Origin of the sequence: Maribellus sediminis, assembly GCF_011799805.1 — a bacterium.
Lineage (GTDB): Bacteria > Bacteroidota > Bacteroidia > Bacteroidales > Prolixibacteraceae > Draconibacterium > Draconibacterium sediminis_A.
This window is the reverse complement of record NZ_WXUB01000002.1, coordinates 1,112,626-1,133,451: the sequence shown is the minus strand read 5'-3', so window position 1 is coordinate 1,133,451 and position 20,826 is coordinate 1,112,626. Positions and strand designations below refer to the sequence as shown.

General features: G+C 41.7%; 17 protein-coding genes, 2 tRNA genes and 1 other RNA gene. 4 read left to right on the top strand and 16 right to left on the bottom strand.

The annotated features are described in order from the left end of the window. Positions 1 to 7: 7 nt before the first annotated feature. The 3 genes from HFD85_RS10985 to HFD85_RS10975 are packed head-to-tail and all read right to left on the bottom strand — an operon-like array spanning position 8 to position 2,325. Positions 8 to 835: a hypothetical protein gene (locus tag HFD85_RS10985; RefSeq protein ID WP_167609049.1), complete on the bottom strand. Its 828-nt coding sequence runs from the start codon at positions 833 to 835 to the stop codon at positions 8 to 10. Positions 836 to 849: 14 nt separating this feature from the next. After that, entirely contained in the window at positions 850 to 1,803 is a 954-nt protein-coding gene (locus HFD85_RS10980; protein ID WP_167609046.1) for a glycosyltransferase family 2 protein, read from the bottom strand. Positions 1,804 to 1,821: 18 nt separating this feature from the next. Beyond that, positions 1,822 to 2,325, bottom strand: coding sequence for a DUF4199 domain-containing protein (locus HFD85_RS10975; protein ID WP_167609044.1), 504 nt, complete (start codon positions 2,323 to 2,325; stop codon positions 1,822 to 1,824). 303 nt (positions 2,326 to 2,628) lie between these two features. Here HFD85_RS10975 and ffs point away from each other — a divergent pair. From ffs to HFD85_RS10960, 3 genes are all read left to right on the top strand, one after another. Further along, positions 2,629 to 2,728, top strand: an RNA gene (gene ffs, locus HFD85_RS10970) — signal recognition particle sRNA small type. A gap of 135 nt (positions 2,729 to 2,863) precedes the next feature. Next, a tRNA-Thr gene (locus tag HFD85_RS10965) sits at positions 2,864 to 2,937 on the top strand. A gap of 52 nt (positions 2,938 to 2,989) precedes the next feature. After that, positions 2,990 to 3,071, top strand: a tRNA-Tyr gene (locus HFD85_RS10960). A 202-nt stretch (positions 3,072 to 3,273) separates the two neighbouring features. On the opposite strand, the gene HFD85_RS10955 is transcribed toward HFD85_RS10960, so the two are convergent. Then, positions 3,274 to 3,873: a hypothetical protein gene (locus tag HFD85_RS10955; RefSeq protein ID WP_167609041.1), complete on the bottom strand. Its 600-nt coding sequence runs from the start codon at positions 3,871 to 3,873 to the stop codon at positions 3,274 to 3,276. 306 nt (positions 3,874 to 4,179) lie between these two features. Between HFD85_RS10955 and HFD85_RS10950 the strand changes: the two genes are divergently transcribed. Further along, positions 4,180 to 5,832, top strand: a complete 1,653-nt coding sequence (locus HFD85_RS10950) for a serine hydrolase domain-containing protein (protein WP_167609038.1) — start codon at positions 4,180 to 4,182, stop codon at positions 5,830 to 5,832. Positions 5,833 to 6,062: 230 nt separating this feature from the next. On the opposite strand, the gene HFD85_RS10945 is transcribed toward HFD85_RS10950, so the two are convergent. From HFD85_RS10945 to HFD85_RS10890, 12 genes are all read right to left on the bottom strand, one after another. Then, on the bottom strand, positions 6,063 to 6,614 hold the full coding sequence (locus HFD85_RS10945) for a CHRD domain-containing protein (protein WP_206081942.1): 552 nt from the start codon (positions 6,612 to 6,614) through the stop codon (positions 6,063 to 6,065). A gap of 453 nt (positions 6,615 to 7,067) precedes the next feature. Continuing rightward, a complete protein-coding gene (locus HFD85_RS10940) occupies positions 7,068 to 8,660 on the bottom strand; it encodes a MopE-related protein (RefSeq protein ID WP_167609035.1) in 1,593 nt (530 codons plus the stop codon). Between the two features lie 504 nt (positions 8,661 to 9,164). Then, the gene (locus tag HFD85_RS10935; RefSeq protein WP_167609032.1) at positions 9,165 to 10,403 is read right to left on the bottom strand and encodes a pyridoxal phosphate-dependent decarboxylase family protein; all 1,239 of its coding nucleotides are present in this window, start codon (positions 10,401 to 10,403) and stop codon (positions 9,165 to 9,167) included. A gap of 140 nt (positions 10,404 to 10,543) precedes the next feature. After that, positions 10,544 to 12,148, bottom strand: coding sequence for a M1 family metallopeptidase (locus HFD85_RS10930; RefSeq protein WP_167609029.1), 1,605 nt, complete (start codon positions 12,146 to 12,148; stop codon positions 10,544 to 10,546). A 224-nt stretch (positions 12,149 to 12,372) separates the two neighbouring features. Next, positions 12,373 to 13,437 (bottom strand): DUF2891 domain-containing protein, encoded by a 1,065-nt coding sequence (locus tag HFD85_RS10925; protein ID WP_167609026.1) that lies wholly within the window; start codon positions 13,435 to 13,437, stop codon positions 12,373 to 12,375. A 51-nt stretch (positions 13,438 to 13,488) separates the two neighbouring features. Continuing rightward, positions 13,489 to 14,082, bottom strand: a complete 594-nt coding sequence (locus HFD85_RS10920) for a YdeI/OmpD-associated family protein (protein WP_167609023.1) — start codon at positions 14,080 to 14,082, stop codon at positions 13,489 to 13,491. Next, positions 14,082 to 14,558, bottom strand: a complete 477-nt coding sequence (locus HFD85_RS10915) for a DUF4199 domain-containing protein (protein WP_167609020.1) — start codon at positions 14,556 to 14,558, stop codon at positions 14,082 to 14,084. The genes HFD85_RS10920 and HFD85_RS10915 overlap by 1 nt, the downstream gene beginning before the upstream one ends. A 75-nt stretch (positions 14,559 to 14,633) precedes the next feature. Further along, a complete protein-coding gene (rsgA, locus tag HFD85_RS10910; RefSeq protein WP_167609017.1) occupies positions 14,634 to 15,707 on the bottom strand; it encodes a ribosome small subunit-dependent GTPase A in 1,074 nt (357 codons plus the stop codon). A gap of 11 nt (positions 15,708 to 15,718) precedes the next feature. Further along, positions 15,719 to 17,158, bottom strand: a complete 1,440-nt coding sequence (locus tag HFD85_RS10905; RefSeq protein ID WP_167609014.1) for an MATE family efflux transporter — start codon at positions 17,156 to 17,158, stop codon at positions 15,719 to 15,721. Positions 17,159 to 17,394: 236 nt separating this feature from the next. After that, entirely contained in the window at positions 17,395 to 18,600 is a 1,206-nt protein-coding gene (locus HFD85_RS10900; protein ID WP_167609011.1) for an L-serine ammonia-lyase, read from the bottom strand. A 93-nt stretch (positions 18,601 to 18,693) separates the two neighbouring features. Then, positions 18,694 to 19,203: an O-acetyl-ADP-ribose deacetylase gene (locus HFD85_RS10895; RefSeq protein WP_167609008.1), complete on the bottom strand. Its 510-nt coding sequence runs from the start codon at positions 19,201 to 19,203 to the stop codon at positions 18,694 to 18,696. An 18-nt stretch (positions 19,204 to 19,221) separates the two neighbouring features. Further along, positions 19,222 to 20,796 (bottom strand): amidohydrolase family protein, encoded by a 1,575-nt coding sequence (locus tag HFD85_RS10890; RefSeq protein ID WP_167609005.1) that lies wholly within the window; start codon positions 20,794 to 20,796, stop codon positions 19,222 to 19,224. Positions 20,797 to 20,826: the final 30 nt, after the last annotated feature.

Below are 20,826 nucleotides of genomic sequence, written 5' to 3'. Positions count from 1 at the left end.
TTAATTATTATTCCTCACCCGGATTTTCGCGTATTTCGAGGTTGAAATACTGAAAAGCCTGGAAAGTATAGGGAATAATCAGGGCAACTGTTGAAATGATAGAAGTAATTCCAGCCAGTACCCAGTACCACTGCGGATAGTCGACAGGTGATTCGGTTAAGGCTGCATTCAATCCACCGGTAAATCCAATAATGATCGACGGAATGGAGAAAACCAAACCAACTGCATACCACAGTATCAATCCTAAAATGTTAAGGGCAAGTGTATTCCACCATTGCGTGTTGACCAGCTTCCACGATTTTCCGACTGCATTGCCGATTCCCTGTTTTTCGAAGATCACAATAAAAAACATCAGCGACAAAGTATTGGCAATGTAAATACCGGGAAGAAAACACAGCATCGCACCGAAAAGTGAAGTAAAAGTAAAGATTAGTCCGGCACCCAGAGCCATCAAACTGTTCGAAAAGAAGCGTGATGAAATGTCCGACAATTGAAAATTACCTTTGCCAAATTTTACATAGGCTTCAAGGTAAGAAAAGTATGTCCCCACTAACAAGGACTGTATGAAAAGTCCGAACAACAAAAATATAAACAGGTTCCCTTCTAAGGGTTTTATACTTGCCATCATTGCCTCTGGATCGGAAAAGTCGATATTAACAAGTACGTTTTTCTGCAGATAGACCTGCACGCCGGCATACAACACTAGAAAAGGCAGCACATAAATGCCGATCATGCGCAATATCGGTTTGTATTCCTGTCTTAAAAAGTCAAAGGAATCTGACATTACCTGGCCCAGATCGCGTTGTTTCCTGAACCGGATTTCTTTCTGCTCCATAGAATTCGGTGGATCTAATACGATTTTTCTTCGATTTGATAATTGTTTCGCTCGCTCGAACTTCTTGAAACCAACTCGCCCAGGAAGCCTCCCATAAAAAACTGTGCCCCAATAATCATAGAGGTAAGTGCGATATAGAAATAAGGGCTTTCTGTAACTAAATGTCCTCTGATTCCCTGGTTTAACAGAATCAGTTTTTGAACTCCAAGGTAACCGGCGGCAATAAATCCAACGATGAAGATTAAGGCTCCAAGTATGCCAAAAAAGTGCATTGGTCGTTTTACAAAACGCGAAATAAACGTTACCGATAACAGGTCGAGCGGACCACGTACAAAACGTTCGAGGCCAAATTTGGTTACTCCGTACTTACGTTCCTGGTGTATTACTACTTTTTCGCCAATGTTTTTGTAACCTGCCCATTTTGCCAGCACCGGAATATAACGGTGCATTTCGCCATAAACTTCTATGCTTTTAATTACATTCTTTTTATAGGCTTTTAGCCCGCAGTTCATGTCGTGCAGTTTAATACCGGTCATTCGGCGAACGGTCCAGTTGTACAGTTTGCTGGGCAGGTTTTTGGTAAGTACCGGATCGTGACGTTTCTTTTTCCAGCCTGAAACCAGGTCGAAACCGTCTTTTTTTATCATACGGTACAATTCCGGTATTTCGTCCGGGCTGTCCTGAAGGTCGGCATCCATGGTAATTACCACGTCGCCCTGAACAGCTTCAAAACCGCAGAACAGAGCAGCAGATTTTCCGTAGTTGCGCCTGAATTTTATTCCTTTTATCAAAGGATTTTCTTTTTGAAGTTGCCGCACCACTTTCCACGAGTTGTCACGACTGCCATCGTCGATCATCATTATCTCGTAGGAAAAGTTATTTTCCTCCATCACCTTTTTTATCCATGCTGCCAATTCTGGTAGCGACTCTTCTTCGTTAAACAGGGGTACAACTACGGAAATATCCATAAAAATTTGTTTGCTTTTTTATTCAGGAACCACGTCAGACGGATTCTTCTTCGTAAATATTGCTGTGATTAAACTAATGATCAGTCCTATTAATGCACCACCAAAAATTGCCATTGCAGCCATAATCGCAGGTTTCTGAAATTTCATGGTCATTTCGAGTACCTGATCCAATTGTTCTTCTGGCACTCTGCCTTGTTCAATCAATTTTTGTTCTGTCATAATACGAATCTGATCGATCAGTGAAGGATCGATAACTGCATACAATAAATATGCATAGATGGCCGAGAGAACAGAAGCAAAAATTATGGCCAGCACTCCGGCTCCCAATGCCTGACCGTATGTCATTTCTCCACCAAGACTTTTTTTGTAATTGAGTTGGGCATAAACAGCACCGGCAATCAATATCGGGTAACTAATGTATTGTGCCCAGGTTTCGAACATGAGGTTGGTTACATAAAGCACCACCGAAATAAGTATTAATACAATACCGATGTAGATTCCGGAGGTTAACGATGTTTTCATCAGAGATGCAGGTTTTGGTTCCATAACACTTTCATTTTAGATTAGGTGTGACAAATATAATTCTATTTTTATTGAATGACGGAAATGAATCGGACTAAATGCCCATGAAACAAACACAAGTGATCAATATTTAATTTATTCGCATAATTTGACCATTTCAGACCGCTTGATGTAATTTTTTTGCAAAAAGTTACCCCGGTTTTTATCAGGCTATCAATTATATATGTCGTTATCAGGCGGCGAACATTACCCGATGCGGAAAAATAGTTTGGCGGGAATTGAAAAATTTCTACTTTTGTCGCCGGGTAAGTCCTGTGCGACCAGCTCCTGCTGAATTCCCCCAGGGTCGGAAGGCAGCAAGGGTAGGCGGTTGTAGCGGTGCGACACAGGTAGCTTACCCACTTTTTCTCTTAAAAATTGTTCTTTATTTAGTGGCGAAAAAAAAATGGAAAAATGTTTTGCGAATATCAAAGAAATTCTTTCCTTTGCAGCCGCTGATAAAAACAGCAACGTTCTGAAAAAAACTGTTACAATATAAGCCGAATTAGCTCAGTTGGCCAGAGCACGTGATTTGTAATCTCGGGGTCCTCAGTTCGAATCTGAGATTCGGCTCAAAGTGTCGCAATGCTCCAACCTGGTTTGGAATTATAAGGCTCAAAATATTGGGAAGATACCGAAGCGGTCAAACGGGGCAGACTGTAAATCTGTTGGCTCAGCCTTCGTAGGTTCGAATCCTGCTCTTCCCACAATCCCATAAAAATCGTAACTGATAATTAATCGGTTGCGATTTTTTTTTGTCTGCTTGCACCACATTTGCACAACATATTCATTTACTAATTACGATGGGAGGGGTTGCCCGATTGGGGCGGAAGGAATGATGCAAGGAAAAATCTTTCAATACGCCATTGCAACGCCTTTCATTAGTAAGCTGACTTTTAAGCCACTATCTTACTTGTTTAACTGAATTTGTTTTCTTGTTGAAATCTCAATCCATGTCATAAATATCAGCAATAACCCAATACAACATATTGCACGTACTGAATATACTGTAGCCAGTAATCCTTTGGAAGAGATCAAAGACAATGCCGGTGCAATCAACATTCCCAGCCAAATAATAAATGATTCGCTGTTTTCCCTAGTTTTTATCATTCTCTGTATTACCGGGAAGTAAGCAATCACCAAAATACTCTGAATTAGAAAGTTCGTTACCAGATGATTTTGAGTGAAAATCCAGAAAATAACGATTAAGAAGACCGCTCCCAAACAACCAAGATCGAACCGTGAAATTTTCGATTTTTTGTCGCCAAAAATAAGAATGGAAGTAGTAATTGCTGCAACATAAAACAAATCAACCGTATTCTGAATGTTGTCGAGGAATCCAAATTCGCCCTCAGCAAGATAAGTAACCATACTCATTCCAACTGCAACAGAAAACATGATCCACATGGCCAGTGCCGGCTTGGTTTGTTGTTTTATCAACAGATTGATGTATTGAATGGTAAGAAGAATCGTTATGAGGCTTACCGAAATCAGTGAAAATTCTTTCATGTTCTTATTGCAGGTCTAATTCTGTGCAAATTTAGTTTTTCCTTTATTATATGAGATTCGATCTCCAAAAATTAAAATGATTCAGGTTTCCTGCTAAAGAAGATGACTTTAATAAGTTCCAGGTTATTTTAGCCTCCCTGAAGAATTACTATTTTCCTAAGCACAAAACTAAACTGATGAAACACACAGTAACTTTGCTTTCTTATCGGGTTCTATGTCGTAAAGATTCATTTATACAAAGGATTAGGAAATTGATATTCCTGAGGTTATTTCTTAACTTAACTGCCCAAATTTATTCCAATATTTATGAAAAAAATTCTTGTATTACTCCTGGTTTTGTTGGTCTGTGTTTCCGGTGCTTTTGCACAGATAAGTGAAGAAGAAAGAGCCAGTATCAATAGCCTGTTTTCTGAATGGGATACTGATCATACTCCGGGAGCAGCCTATGCTATTGTAAAAGATGGTGTTTTGGCAGCCAATGGCTTTGGTATGGCTAACCTTGAATATGATGTACCGATCACAGCAAATACCGTTTTTCATATTGCTTCAGAATCGAAACAGTATGTCGATTATTGCATTGTTTTACTGGCACAGGAAGGAAAACTTTCCCTTGATGATGATATACGAAAATACTTACCCTGGGTGCCTGATTTTGGCGAAACGATTACCATAAACCATCTTATCCATCATACCAGTGGATTGAGAGACCAGTGGCAGCTTCTGGCCATTAGTGGTACTCGTATTGATGATGTAATCAAACAAGATCAGATTCTTAACCTGGTAAAAAATCAAAAACGATTAAACTTTTCTCCCGGGGAGAAGCATCTATACTGTAATACAGGATATACTTTGCTGGGTGAAATTGTAAAGGAAGTTAGCGGAGTGTCGCTACGCGAATATTGCGATTCAGTTATATTTAAACCGCTCGGCATGACCAACACCCACTTCCACGACAATTATAAGGAGGTTGTAAAAAACAGAGCCTATTCGTACAGCCAAAAAGATAGTGTAACGTATGAAAATGCCATTTTAAGTTACTCAACTATTGGAGCAACCAGTCTTTTTACCACTGTTATGGATGAAGCCTTATGGCTGATGAATTATAACAGTCCTGTAGTTGGAAATAAAGCTACTGTTGAACAAATGATGGAACGGGGAATACTTAATTCGGGTGATACTTTGAACTATGCTTTTGGGTTATCAATCGAAAAATACAAAGGATTTAATAGAATAGGTCATGGCGGAGCAGATGCAGGTTACAGAACCTACACGTGCAGATTTCCCGAAGAAAACCTGGGAATCGTTGTGTTCAGTAATCTCGGTACATTCAATCCGGTTATTGTTGCACAAAAAATTGCAGATATATTGCTTGGGATTGCCGAAACGAAGGAAGAACCGGAAGCGAAGACTAATCCTGCCGAATCTCCGGTATTGAATGTCGAGAATTACAGAGCAAATCTGGGGCATTATAAAAACGATGGTATTGGGGTACGGTTTGAGTTAAAGGAAGATCAGCAGTCAATCTTACTTTTGATGTCGGGAGAAGAACCGCAAAAGCTGAATATAATTGAAAACAACCGATTCAATGTTTTTGGTGGAACGGTTACACTTGATATTCTGGATGTTAATTCCATTAATGCTACACTGGGAGGTGGCACCTATAAATTTGTAAAATACGAGCCATATTCTTCCGATATTAGCGAGTTACGATCATACGAGGGTAAGTTCTTCAACGATGAAACTGAAACTTACTATTCAATTGTTATGGAGGATAACGCCCTAATACTTGATCATTTAAAGTACGGTAAAGTTGAATTGATTCCTGTTAATGAAAATCAATTTGCATCTCCACATTGGTGGATGGGAAAAATTGATTTCATCAGAAACGAGCAAAATGAAATAACAGGCTTTGAGATAAACGATGGACGCGTGCATCATTTAGTCTTTGAAAAACAATAAAAATAGTAGCGCAGTCGTCCACAGTATTTCCTTACAGAAAAAGGATCAGTTTAAGCAGGAAGCCTTTTGTTCAATAAATTGGTTCCAGCATTTTGTAGAATTCTTAAAAATGAATTAGCGGTGGTGATCCCTGTTGGTACAGGAATGAGAAATACACCTATAAATTAAGAAAGGGTTACCGTTATGATAACCCTTTCTTAATGATCTAACTTTCTTCCAATCGATCAAAATTATTTGTTTGGCTGTGGCATATTGCCTTTGATCTGACCTCTAATTTCACCACCTCGATTTTGTGTGGTGTGCACGTTAACATATGCATTACCTGCATACATTGCATCAACTAAATCCTGTAAAGTCATACCTGCAAGCGGACCAACAAGATTTGAACTCATGATAACTCCTTGAGCCAGAATCCCGCTGTAAAAGCCCTCGATTACCAGTGGAGGTGGCGATGAAGGATACAACCATGCAACCACCGGACCGTTCTGTCCTGCAGGTGCCAAATGTATGTGCGACATCATTACATTCTCAATACTGTCGACAATAAGTTTGTAAGACAATTCGGTTCCATCTTTACTCAGTTGGAAAATCGCTTGTCCCGAAGCCATTGTTTCTACAGGAGCAACTTCATTCTCTCCCGATAAATGAGTCCTGAAGTTCAATACCTTTTTGGCACTTTTTGTTATAATCTCATCCTGAACCTCCTGAACCGGATCAATCTTCTCGCACCCTATAAATGCGAAGATGCTGATAAGCACCATGAATAGTGAAATTTTTTTCATAACGTTTATTGTTTGAATTAATAGCTCTATATTCCTGCAGTGGCCACTTTTAGAGCGTAGGCGATGGCAAGAATATCTTTTTGTGCTTAGTCGTCGACACTATCTTTTTGATTATATACAAATTACGAAGAATTAATATAAAATACTAATAAGTATTTTTATTTATTGATGGAATTTTTGAGTGGAATTCTACGAGATGCTAAGCAGTGAATGATAGAATTCAGCGCATAGATTGGCTTAATTCGAGACGTTAAGAAAAGATGAGATCGAATTCTGTTCTTCCCAAATAAAGGAGTTCAGTAAGTGACAGTTTTCTTTCTTTAAGCCTATTGTGAATAGATGTGTTAAGGGGATTTTGAAGGATTTTGCCCAAAACTGGGTAGAGCAATTCTCTTCGAAAGAAAGCCCCATCTTCGTTTTAATGAAGAGGGGGCTTTTCTTATACCTACACAATTAGTGCTTTCCGTTTTTTCCTCCTCTTGCAGTTTTCTTTATAAGATTAACAGAAGTCGAGGTATGGGTATTTTCATCCGTGACCATCAATACGTATGAGCCATCTTTGAAATTTCCAGGTATGTTGACAGTGTATGAATCCAAGTACGTTGAACTTGATTGTAAAACCAAGCTCGAATTTTTGTAAAGTGCGTACGTGAAGCTACCACTATATTCTATCGTAATGTTAGTTTGGAAAGGATTTGGATAAACATTCAGTGGTTGACAATTCAAGTTGTAAGGAGTTGAATACTCTATTATGCCATCGCAATTCTCGTCAATACAGTTATCAGGAACTTCTATTGCGCCCGGATTAATAAGCGGATCATTATCATTGCAATCAACATCTGTATTATATCCGTCGCCATCTGCATCAGAGGTCTCCTGGTTTTCGGCGTAAATTCCATGCGGACCCGGACCGGAAGGATTTGTGGTATGGCATACCTTGCAATCATTTAAAGTACCTGCATATCCCTGAAGCTTGTAATTCTGAAGATTGTCATTTTCCTCTCTGGAAGGTACAATCGCATGAGGCGATCCGTGGCAGGTTGTGCAGAATAGTCCACCATGTCCTTTCGAGTTTCTATACAGTTTCCCGGATTCTTCTGCAAAATCTGAACCGTGGCAAGATCCGCACTTTGGTTCATCCAACCAGGGTTCACGACCTTCATGAATGGATGCTGCAACTTGTTCCATACTTCCATGACAATCTGTGCAATTCATATTGTGTTCATTGCTCATCACTCCTCTCAAACACTCGGTGTTAGGGCCGGGGTGGCATTTGTAGCAATCGTTGGTTTTGCCTTTATGTTTTTCGTGCATGGCTTCTGATAGTGACATAACTCCGGGTTTTCCAGGGGCTCCCAATCCATTTGACGCATGACAAGAAGCGCACAATACCGGTTTCGGCCAGTTTTTTGAATCAGAATGTCGGTTCCTGATGTCTCGTGTACTGGCATGACAACCTGAACTTAAGCAGTTAATCTCGTTTGAAACCGGGATGACATTCTGTGTTGTGGTTACATTTGCACCATTTAGCAATACTTCAATCAGCGCGAGTTGGTATGGGTCCTCATTCACCAGATCATTATCAGTGTAGGGAGTGATCGGGACTCCTTCAACATGGTAATAATTTTCACCTTCCGGCACTTCCATTTTGCCCGAAAGACCATTGCCAGCCAGTCCTATATCATCAGGGAGTTCAACACCAAATAACTGGTCCTCGTAATCCCAGAAATTTGTTTTACCGGCGGAGTAGGTATTTCCCGGAATACTGTACTTAACATCGAGACCGGAAGTGATGATCTCGGGTAAAATCCCCTGAATGGCATCACCTCGCTTAATAACCTGCGCATTAAAATTATTGTAAGGCGGTAAAATCACAATGTCTGAAAAATCAGCATTGGCGCAGTGCATTCCTAAATCGTTCCAAGCCAGAACAATGTAATCGCTACTTATGGCAGACGATGAAGGTGGAGGATTAAACGCGGTTGTCAGGTAGGCCATTAAGGCAACTACCACAACCGAAATTGTAAAAATGATTCTCTTTTTCATAAAACTTGATTTAATGGTTGTACATATTTAGCTATGTAAATTCAATTAAATATTGTGAATATTAAGAGGCGCTAAAATTTTTGGGATATGATAATTAACAGCTTTTGGCAATGTTGGTGGTGATTGATTCTTTGAAAGCAATAAATAAAAACGGAATTTAAAAATCTCACTTACTCTGAACTTGCAATATTTTCAGGCTTTTCAACAAGAATTGAATCTTAAATTATAAACCTTGAAATGTTTATTTGAACTTTGTATAAATTACTGATCTCTTAGTCAGTGGTTTACATAAAGTATTGTTCGGGTGAAAAACCAGCCAGCTAAATCTTTCTTTTAGTGGTTTTATAAACAAATTTTAATCTGATGCTAGCTTCATCATTGATAATCCAATGCTATTTTTCTAACAAAAAAATACCTGTCATTTATAAAATAACAGGCTTTTATTATTCGCTGTTTCAGTGAAAATCCTGATTTGAGTATCCGGTATGATTATTCTCTAACCTGTTATGAATGAAGTAATTCCTTCAGATCTTCTACAAAGGGAATTAAACGGTCGATATGCACATGTTCCATAATCACAATTTTGTACCACTGAGGATTGTCGTTATGCTGGTCGGGTACCAAACCGTATTTGTGGGCCAGCTCTTTTGGAATAAAACGGGCGCGAATGGTAACAATGTTCGATCCCGGGTGACGATAAAATTCAACCCCGGTATCTTCCAGTTGCTTACAAAGCCAGTTTGAGCGGTGATTCAGGATATGAATTTTCTCGAACCAGTCGTGCGGGCCGTAAGTTTGCAGAATCATCCATACAGCAACGGCATTGGCTCCCGAACGGCTGCCGATTAAAGTGGCATCGAGTCCGCTAACGTATTGGGCTTCGTTGGTGAAAACATTGTCGATGAGGCCTTTCCGTGCAATAAAAATTCCTGTTCCGAAAGGAGCCTGAACCATTTTGTGGGCATCGAGCGTTACCGAACTTACCAGCGGATTGGCAAAAGTCATGACTTCGCTATTGGTGCTGAAGGGATACACAAAACCTCCGAACGCCCCATCAATATGAATTTTGAACTGAACGCCGGCTTTTGTTAATGCGTCGGAATACACAGAAATGTCGTCAACCGAACCAAACATGGTAGTCATCATATTAGCCACCACAATGAAATACTTTTTTCCCGAAGCCTTTGCTTTTTGAATTTGCTGATCAACGCTTTCCGGGGTAATCTCACGGCTGCTATCGGTTACCGGAACTGTTACCACATCAAGATGAAGTACATTCCCGGCTTTGTGCATGGAGTAGTGCGAATCTTCGGAACAAAGAATACACATCTCGTTGTAAGCAGCGCCAAATTCTTTTTTGAATAGGTTCCTGTAGATCCAGATGGCCTGAATATTGGCCTCTGTTCCGCCCGAAGCCACGTAACCGTCGTAAGCGTCGTGTTCGCAGTTTAAAATGTCTTCGGCAACAATCCCGATCAGTTCCTGTTCCAGTTTCTGGGTACCGGCAAAAAATGGCTCCGATTCGCCCATGGTGTGACAGCCAATGTGGTTGGGATTATCCACCATGGTTTTCAGAAACGGCGCATTATCGAGGAAAGCTGCATCCTTGTTAAATACGTTTCCATCGAGGTGGGAGGCCGGAATACCCAGTATAGATTGTTCGTAATAATTGATGTTTTGTTTCAGTGCTTCATCTACGCGTTGGCGGATCTCGTTTCGTGTAAGTTTCTTCCAGTAATGCATCTATCCCTTCGTAAAATTTGCGCAAAAGTAATGCTTCCTTCAAAATGAGCAAAGTTCTGTTTGGATTGTGGTGTAATATGGAATCTTTATGTGTATTTTCTTACATCCTTCTGCCGTCAGAAGAATACTTTAAGAGGGGCCTACTTCGTGGCTTCAAATAAAAGTTTAGTCTCCGGGTCGAGTTCCAGTTTTTGTATTTTTTTTTGTGCTGAAAGATTAAAAGTGGCTTTTTGCTGATCGATCGTTACGGTAAAGTTTTCTTCGCTGTTATCGGCATAAATCACCTTTACTTCGAGCGGAAACATGAAGTTCGTTCCTTCCTGTGTTTGTTGAACTTCTATTTTTAAAATAGAATCTGATGTTTGTTGCCAGTTCCATTCCAGAATGGGATGTCCCGCCTGTCGGAGCCACTGGTTAAAAAAGCCTTGCAGGTCTTCACCCGAAACTTCTTCCATTACTTTCCTGAAATCTGCTGTCAGTGCAGTAGAATTTTGGTAGGTGGCGTAATAATTCTGCAAGCCTTTAAAAAAGGTTTCATCGCCCAGTTTGTTACGGAGCATGTGTAAAAACCAGCTTGCTTTTTGATAGGAGTTGGCATTTAGTAAGCGAATATATTCAGTTACAGTGGTATCGATAATCGGAGCAGGAAAGCGCTGCGCATAACGGATCACACGTTCGCGGTCTTTTTGCAAGCCTTGCTTAAAGGATTCGTCACCATAAAAATGTTGGTTGTAAACGTGCGTCAGATAAGTGGCAAAACCCTCGCTAAGCCACACATGGTGCCAGTTTTGTTCGGTAGCCGAATTGCCAAACCACTGGTGCGCCACTTCGTGCGCAAACAACTCTTCCTGGCTTCTGTCGGAAATGGCCGAGTTTTCAGAATAAAAAATACAACTGGCATTTTCCATGCCTCCGTAGCGGGTTTTCGACTGAACATGGGCCAGTTTTTCGTAGGAATAAGGACCGATGAGTTCGGAAAAATAACTGAGTGCTTCGGTGGTGTAGCGATAATTCTCAAGTCCTTTTTCACGGTTTTCTTCAAACACCCAGGCGTTTACCGGAATGCCGTTAAAGGTAGTGTCGTTCCCGATTACAAAGTCGGCAGCGCCAATAACCATAACTTTTGTTGAAATGGGAACGTCTTCCTTCCAGTGTGTGAATTCAATATTGTCGGTTAATACAGTTTTTTCAGCCAGATAACCGTTGCCGATCACTTCGTAATGAACAGGTGCATAAACCAAAAACTCCACCGTGGCTTTATCCGAAGGATGATCCACACAAGGCAGCCAGTTGTGCGCCCGGTCGGGCCAGTTGTCGCCAAAAAAGGTGCGTGCGCCATATTTATTTTCTGAAATAATTAGTCCGTCCGTTGGAATTCCATAGTAATCGATGGTAACTTCAACCGTTTCTCCTGCGTTTATCTGACGTGAAAAATCAATTTTAAGCGTCGAATTTTTGTGCGAGAATGCCAAGTCCTTTCCTTCAAAAACAACCGAATTAACTTTCATTCCCTTGCCTTTGGTCTGAGCTAGCAAATCCACATCACACGTTTGGGCTGATTTTAGAAATTTGATCTGAACAGTTGCCTTGCCTTCTATCTGGTCGAATCGGTCGTGCAAATGAAGCTCAAATCGATAGTGAAGAACATCGATGCTTTCAATGCGTTTAAGGTGATTTTGTCCATGTCCATAAAATGAATGGAGTAGAATGATGGCAAAAAAGATTATAGGTGTAATCGTCCTCATGATACAAGATGAATTCGAATTTGTAACAAACTTAGAACTTATTTTTTGCACCGTCCTTTAGGGCGGTGGCTAATGATTAAGTAATATGTGCTTTTTGAGGATTTTTGTAATATGCATTTTACAAAAATTCTCAAAAAACATTTAAAAAGGAAATTCAAACTATCACCTCCCTAAAGGAAGGTGCAAAACGGAATACATACAAAGTTATGTGCGTTTAAGTCTCTTTATTCCTGACTTTTAATCAATGCATAAACCGCAAAAGAAGCCAGCCAGTGGGCGCCTGCATATTCGCCCGAATCCATTTTTTCGTAGCTGTAATTAAAATGCTGAATACCCAGATCAATCATTTTCTGATTGTTTAGCGAGTGTCCCATTTCGAATAAGCACCAGGCACGGCTAAAATTCAGTCCGTCGAGGTGGGCGAGTTTACCGTCGCTGCGATCGGTGACTTCAGCAATATCGAGGTATTTTGCAGGATCTTTCTCGAAACCGGGCAGAAACTTTTTAAGCCAATTTTCAAAATCTTTTTTCGGCAAAACTTTCTGCATCATGGAGGCTTCCTGCAAACAAGGCGACAGAAAATCGAAACCACCCGGCTCCCAGGTAAGCGGACAATCGCAATCTTCGCTGTAATATTCCAGCGCTTTTTCTTCGATTTTGGAGGCCAGTTCGGCATTGTATTTTTTTGCCCAATCGTAGGCAAACGACATCCCAAAAGCAATGTTACTGTGCTCTCCAATCCGGATCGGGTAGACCAGTTTATCGAGAAATTCGGTGAATTTAACGGCCAATGTATCAACAAGAGGAGTGAGGTTGGCCTGTAATTCTGCCGCTTCCGGAGCGTCCCATTCGCGCAGTGCTTCATCGAGTTTTAAAAGCCAGGCCCAGCCATAAGTCCGTTCGTAGGTCGAGTTGTTTTTATCGTTGAAATATTCAATTTCTTTCTGAATGTTGACGGCAGTAATGTTCTTTTTGAGTTTGGCAGTAATTTCGTTGCGGTATTCAAAGTCGGGGAACTGGCTGAGAATCGTAACCAGTGTCCAGTGTCCGTGCACCGAAGAGTGCCAGTCGAAACAACCATAAAACGCCGGGTGAATTTCGCGGGGTGGCAACAGATAACTGTCGTCGCCCAAAACGCCGTTGGGTTTGTTAGGGTATTCCTGATCGATGCATTCGTAGGCAAAATGATAGAGGTATTCGGCTTTTTTCAGATCGAAGTTAAGTTTTGATTGGCCAAAACTTACCAGTGCGTTCATCACCAAAAAAATCAGTATCGCAGAGCTTTTCATTCAATTTATATTAAAGCCTATGAAAATAGAATTTATTCAGCAATCCGAGAATCATTTCCGGTATTTATCGTTCAATCCGATGTTTTGCCGAATAAAGGGAATAACCTTTTGCAGGCGAGCCAGGCGTGTTTTTTCCTGTTTTGCATGAGAAATGTAATCGGCAAACTCGCGCTGTTTGCCTTTAGTAAAGGCTTGGAAACCGGCTTTCAGAATCGGATCTTCTTCAAAGGCTTCGATGAGTTCAATAGGAATAACAACCGGTTGATTCCTGTCTGCTTTAATTTCCTTGTTTTGCTTTTGGTTCTCAATGGCTTCATGTACATATTCCAGCAGCAGTTCCGGATCGATGTCGTCTACTGATTCAAAACGCCACTGTCGCAGTGCCTTTGTCCGTCCTTCAGAAGAACTGATCAACACATTTTGGGGGTCATTTAGCAAAGCTCCCTGGTAAAACCAAAGTCCCGAGTAAGATTTAAATGCACCGATCCCGACCACATTCTTTCCGTTGACAGTATAAACCGGGCCTCCCCATTTTACGTTTTCAGTAAGTTCAGTAGTCAGCAGCAAATCGCGAAGTACTATCAGAATTTCGCGGCCATTCTCGGCATTTAAAATGTACTCATCGACAGTTTTAAAGCTATTCATTATTTTTTTCGAGTAAAAATGGCAACAATGGCTGAAGTTATTAATCCGGCTACCGGCGCGAACACGGTGCTTTGTATCATATAGCTTTTCAGGTTGAAGTAGGCTTCGGCTTCTTCCAGAGTCTTTTGCCCCGATTCTACTGTGTAGGCAATCATATTCGCAAAATAGTCGGGCGTGATCAAAGTGCTGGTGATGTATTGCGTTAGCGGCGTAAGGATGGTGACACCAAGTGTGATGATGAGGCCCGAAATGAAACCCTGGATCCAGTTCATTTTGCCGCCGAACGAATTTTTACGTTTATCGAGCAAGGCTACAACGTAAACGGCAATGGCAACTACCATGAAAAAGTTGGTAAAAACGGCGTGGTGCTCAATGTTCTCATCATGCAGTCCTGCAACACGTTCACCCAACATCCAAACCAAACTGATTACGGCAAAGAGAATCGCCCATTTAATTTCGATTGCAAATTTTTTCATTGTATTGATTTATAGATTCTTTATAACTAACATAATGTCATTCGCACTCAAAAAGTTCAAGGAAGTACCGACTTCTCAGAATTTATTCTTTTTACGTGCCTTTACAACCTCCCGTGCCATTTTCCCAAATTCTTTGCCTTTCAGGCGTTTCTCGTATACTGTACTTGAAAAATGTTCCTGTTCGCGTTTCAGTTTCAGGTAGTTGCCATACATTTCTTCCGACAATGTTCCATCTTCCACTGCTTCAATCACAGCACAACCTTTTTCATTTTCGTGCGAGCAGTCGCTGTATCTGCAGTTTTCGGCCAATTCGGCAATTTGATCGTAAGTCAGTTCAAGTCCGCCTTCCTGGTTGGTCATGCCCAGTTCGCGCATTCCCGGCGTATCGATCACAATACTTCCGTTTGGAAGCAGTAACAATTCGCGGTGTGTTGTGGTGTGTCTACCCTTGCTTGTACTTTCGCTAATTGTTTTGGTTTCAAGCATATCCTTTTCCATCAACCCATTTATTAGTGTTGATTTACCTACGCCCGACGAACCAATAAAACAATAGGTTAGCTGCGGCTCCATTTTTTCCCTGAGTTGTTCAAAACCTTCCAGCGTGATGTTGCTAACAAGCATCAACGGCACTTTGGCATTTCTTACTGATATTTGATTCTGTAGATTTTCAAGCTCTTCCTTTCTAACGAGGTCGGTTTTCGTGAGCACGATCATTGGCTCAATCTTTCCGGCGTAGCAGATACTCAGGTATCTTTCCAGCCGGTTCAGGTTGAAATCGTGACCAACCGCCTGAACAATAAAAGCTACATCAATATTGGAGGCGATCAGCTGTATTTCGCCCTGTTTGCCAACAGCCTGTCTTTCCAAAAAAGAATAGCGGGGATAGATCTGCAGAATAACGGCTGAATCTTTATCGATACGGGCAATTTTTACCCAGTCGCCTACCGCAGGAAAGTCAGTTCGCGATTGAGCAGCATAACGTATATTTCCGGTTATTTCAGCCTGCAAGTTGCCGTCTTCCGAAATCACCTGATAACGCTCTTTATGCTCGGCAGAAACACGTGCCAGTTCCGACTGTGCAATTTCTACACGGATCAAACTTCTAATTTGATCGGAATAGCCTAGTTGTGCTAGATTTACTTTTTCCATCACTCTCTAATTTACACTTTTCTTAATTTCCATTTTCCTTTTCTGAAAAGAATAAATGCCAGCAAGGTGAGCAAGGTTTCTGCCACAACAATGGCAATACAGGCGCCGGCCAGTCCCATATTCAGGGTAATGGCCAGTATATAAGCCAACGGAATTTCGAAAAGCCAGAAACTGAAGAAGTTGATCTTACTTGGTGTAATGGTATCGCCGCTACCGTTAAACGACTGCATCAAAACCATGCCAAGTGCATAACTTATAAAGCCGATACTTATGATTCTGAGCGCTAAAACGCCATTTGCAAGAACCGGTCCGTCATCTACAAATAAACCGATCCAGAAATCGGGAAGAGAAACGAACAACAGTCCGATAAGCCCCATAAAAACCATGTTCGAATAACCGGTTATCCACACCGATTTTTCGGCTTTTTGAGGTTGGTTGGCACCCAGGTTTTGCCCCACAAGTGTTGCCGCAGCATTGCTCAGTCCCCATGCTAGCAGCAGAGGGAAAATAATGATTCGGATAGCAATGGTGTAGCCCGCAATAACATCGGGGCCAAAAACGGCAATAATGCGCATCAGAAAGATCCAGCTCGAAGTCGCGATCAGATTTTGCAGGATTCCACCTCCCGAAATTTTCAGCAATTTCCACATTACGCTGAATTTCAACTTGATGTTGTCCCAATATAGTCGTATCCGGTATTTACCGCTCCAAAGCAGGTAAAACTGGTAAACAACTGCAATTCCCCGACCGGTGGTTGTTGCTATAGCTGCTCCCTGTAATCCCAGTTCAGGGAAGGGGCCGTAACCAAAAATCAGCAAGGGATCGAGAATAATATTGATGATGTTGGCCAGCCACATTACGCGCATCGAAATAGCGGCATCGCCCGAACTTCGAAATACAGCGTTAATAATGAACAGCAGCATGATGATCACGTTTCCGCCAAACATAATGGCTGGATAGAGGTAGCCATCTTCAACTACTTCGGGTGTTCCGCCCATTAAACGAAGAAAATCTTTGGCAAAAAGAACGCCCGGAACGGCAATCAATACAGCTACGATAGCTGCCATAGCAATGGCCTGAAACGCAACTTCTCCGGCTTCCTTTTTTTTCTTTTCGCCGATCCGGCGCGATACCAGTGCAGTGGTTGCCATGGCCAGTCCCATACCAATGGCGTAAATAATGGTCATCGCCGACTCGGTGAGGCCAACAGTGGCTACCGCATTTGCTCCTAAACGCGATACAAAAAAGATATCGGCAATGGCAAAAACCGATTCCATCAGCATTTCGAGTACCATCGGTACAGCTAAAATAAAAATGGCCTTGCCCATGCTGCTGTCGGTAAAATCGCGCTCGGTACCGCCAATGGCTTCTTTTACATCTTGCCAGAGTGTTTTGTAATCAATGCTTTTAAGTCGGCTTAAAGCCAATAATCCTGATTTTAAATAAGACATTTGAAAATATGTAGAAAAAATGAATAACTAATTGAATAATCTCTCTGTTAGCGAACCGTGAAGGGTCGCTCTTTGACGGCGGTAATTGTAATTGAGATATTCATATTCATTTTCCTTTCTTTGTGTGTTCAAAGATAAAACTCAAAAAAATAAAAAGCAACCCCCAAAATTGCTTTTTACTTAAATTTTTATTTTTGATAAGCTGAGATTCAGATTATTAAAGCCCGAATGTTTGACTAGCACTTGGGCAGGGCCGTAAATTCTGCCAGTCCGCCCTCCGAAGTTTCGCGGTATTTACTTTGAATATCAATTCCGGTTTTATACATGGTTTCCACTACTTCATCAAAACTAATCCGGTGGCGTCCATCGGTTAGCAAGGCATAGTTGTTGTGCGCCACTGCACGTTCGGCTGCAAAGGCATTTCGTTCGATGCAGGGGATCTGCACCAGCCCGGCAACAGGGTCGCAGGTCAATCCAAGGTGGTGTTCCAATCCCATTTCTGCCGAATATTCAATTTGCTGAATACTTCCACCCATCATTTGGGTTGCGGCTCCCGACGCCATGGCACAGGCAGTTCCTACCTCGCCCTGGCAGCCCACTTCGGCACCTGAAATGGAAGCGTTGGTTTTTACAATGTTACCGATCAATCCGGCAGTTGCAAGGGCGCGCAGAATGCCTTTTTTGTCGGTCTTGTGTACCTTGTTGAAATATTTAAGTACGGCAGGAAGTACGCCGCAGGCGCCACAGGTTGGTGCTGCAACTATTTTTCCGCCCGAAGCATTTTCTTCGGAAACGGCCAAGGCGTATGAAAAGAGTTGCGAACGACGCTTAAAAGGTGTGGCAAAATTTTCTCCTTTTATCTGAAACGATGAAGCTTTTCTCGGGAGTTTCAATATCCCCGGTAAATTGCCATCGGTTGCCAGTCCACGTTTTATGCTGGCAAGCATTACTTCCCAAACTTCCTCAAGGTAGTCCCAAACATCGCTTTCTTCAAACTCCTGAACGTATTCCCAAAAGTGTTTTTCGTTTTTCCGGCACCATTCCAGAATATCATCCATTTTATGGTGTTCGTACACCTGAACCGTTTCGGAGGTCGTAAAGTCATCGATAAGTGAGCCGCCGCCAACACTGTAACAGGTCCATTCATCCATAACATGGTCATCAGAATCGAAAGCCGTAAACTTCATCGCATTCGGGTGACGGGGCAGATATGTTTTAGGTTCCCAAAGTATCCGGTTGTTTTTTCCGGCAAAAGTTTGTTCGATAACAAAATCGGTGAGGTGGCCTTTGCCCGTGGCAGCTAAACTCCCGTAAAGCACCGTTTCGAAACGCGCTGCTTTTTGGTTTTTATCCAGAAACTTCGTTGCTGCTTTTTTGGGGCCCATGGTGTGGCTGCTCGAAGGTCCGTGACCGATTTTATATATTTCTTTTATGGATTCCATTTCGATTTAATAATTTCCCAAATGAATGACAGATTATTGGGATTTCCAATGATTTTACCCTTGTTTTTAAATGAATTTAAAGCGGAGTTTGTGCTAGTCCAGCCCGAGAAGTTCTTTATACAATTCGAAATTAGCCTCGTCAAATACACAGAAGATCACTTCATCAATTTCTGCGTTTTTTGCCAGAAAATCGCTGACAGTGTCGATGGCGATTTGAGCAGCTTCATCCTTTGGATAGCCATAAACTCCGGTGCTGATATTTGGAAATGCAATGCTGCGAACTCCATTCCGGACAGCCAGTTCAAGACTGCTGAGGTAACAGGATTCCAGTTTTGAGGCTTCGTTGTATTTTCCGTCGTTATAAACAGGTCCAACGGTGTGTATTACGAACCGGGCAGGTAGGTTATAACCTTTGGTAATTTTCGCATCGCCGGTTTCACATCCGTTCAGCGTCCGGCATTCGGCCAGCAGCTCTTTGCCGGCGGCCCTGTGGATGGCTCCGTCAACACCTCCACCGCCCAACAGGGTTTTGTTGGCGGCATTTACAATCGCATCAACTTTTAATTGAGTTATGTCTCCCTTGTGTAAGCTTATTTTGCCCATACTTGTTTTGCGATATTTTTATGGAATATTCAAAAAACGCTTTGGATTATCTATCGCTATTATATCAAAATCTTCACCAAAAGCAGCCTTAAAATCATCGAAATATTGCTGCAAAGTTGGTCCGAAAAACTGGGTGAGGTAATAATCGGATCCGTACAGAATTTTTGATTTTTCATAGTCGCTCAACTTGTCGAAAAAGTTGTGCTTAAATGTTTTGAGTTCTTCCTTAATTGAGAAAGAAAGTTCCTGAGTATCGGGTAATTCAATCAGCGTTCCTTCCGAGAAACAGGAAAGGTCGGTGTAAGCATTCGGATATGCCGGATTCTTTACGAGATCGAAAATAGCTTTTGCCCAGTTGTCAATCAGGCGGGCGCGGTACAGCGCATTCCACACGTTTGCCCGCTCCGAAATGGTCATGTTCTCCCGCAAATACATGTAGTCTTTCTTTTTTGTATAAGCAGCCCTCAAAACGTTTTTATCTTCATCGGATAAATGCATGATTTCATTTTCAAAAAGATCGGCATCTGCCTTTTTATACTTGATGTCGTAATTCACATACTCCATTATTTGTCCGCTTCCACCGAAATGCGCAAAGTTGATCACCAGGTTCGGGTATTTTTGTAACACCAGTTCCCAAAGTTGCGGATGGTTCAGTTTTTTTGCCCGTTCGTGAATAGCATCACTCACGTGGCGGCTAAAAAAGCGGTAATCGAAGCGAATAGGTTTTTGGGGCTGAACAATGTTTTCATTTAGCAGCACAGCGCCGCGAACATTTAGCACTGTTGAGAAACAGGCAAATCCTGCATTGGAATTGTGCACCGTGATCGGGATTTTATTTCGTTCGCAAATTCCGTAAACACCTTCCTGTCCGTCAATTCCCATCAACACCGGATCGGTTGGCGAAAATCCTGCAGGTGCATAAAGTTTTACACCATAAAACAGTGCATCGTGGGCCAGTATTTTTTGTTTGATGGTTTCAACGGTATTGGTAAGTCCTTTGTATTCCCGTCGCGGATCGATTCCAAAAAATGGCTTGATGGTCTCGTATTTTTCCGACAGGTATTCCAGGTCAGCTATTTGTTGGGCATAATTCGCATTGTCGAATATTTCTACCTCATCATCCGATTTCACTTTAAAATTCTTCTGGAATTTTTTTACCTGTTTCTGCACCTGATCAATGGCTTGCGCCAATTCTTCGTTGTCGTACTTGTTGCGTGCAATTCGTTCAACAACCGGAAGAACAACAGCACGTAACAGCCAGAAAACACTTTTAATGCGACGGCGGTAGCGTTTGTTTTTATTTTCTTCATCGTCGTTATCATCGGCAAAGGTCAGGTCGAACATCAAAGGAGTAGTGACCACCTGGCCCTGGTAAACCTTGTCCTGTGCCTTAAAAACATCCTCGCTCGATTCCTGCGTAACTTCATTAAGAATGTGACTGATCTCATCGATCTTATGCTTCAGTACTGCGCCCGAGAGGTCTTTGTTGATTAAATCGTGGATCGAGAGCAGCGACTGCACTACGTTAACCAATTTTCTGATGATCACATCTTTATTAAAAATGTGGCAATGAATATCGTAATAGGTTTTCATAAAATTCAGATTTAATGGATTTGAGGCTAC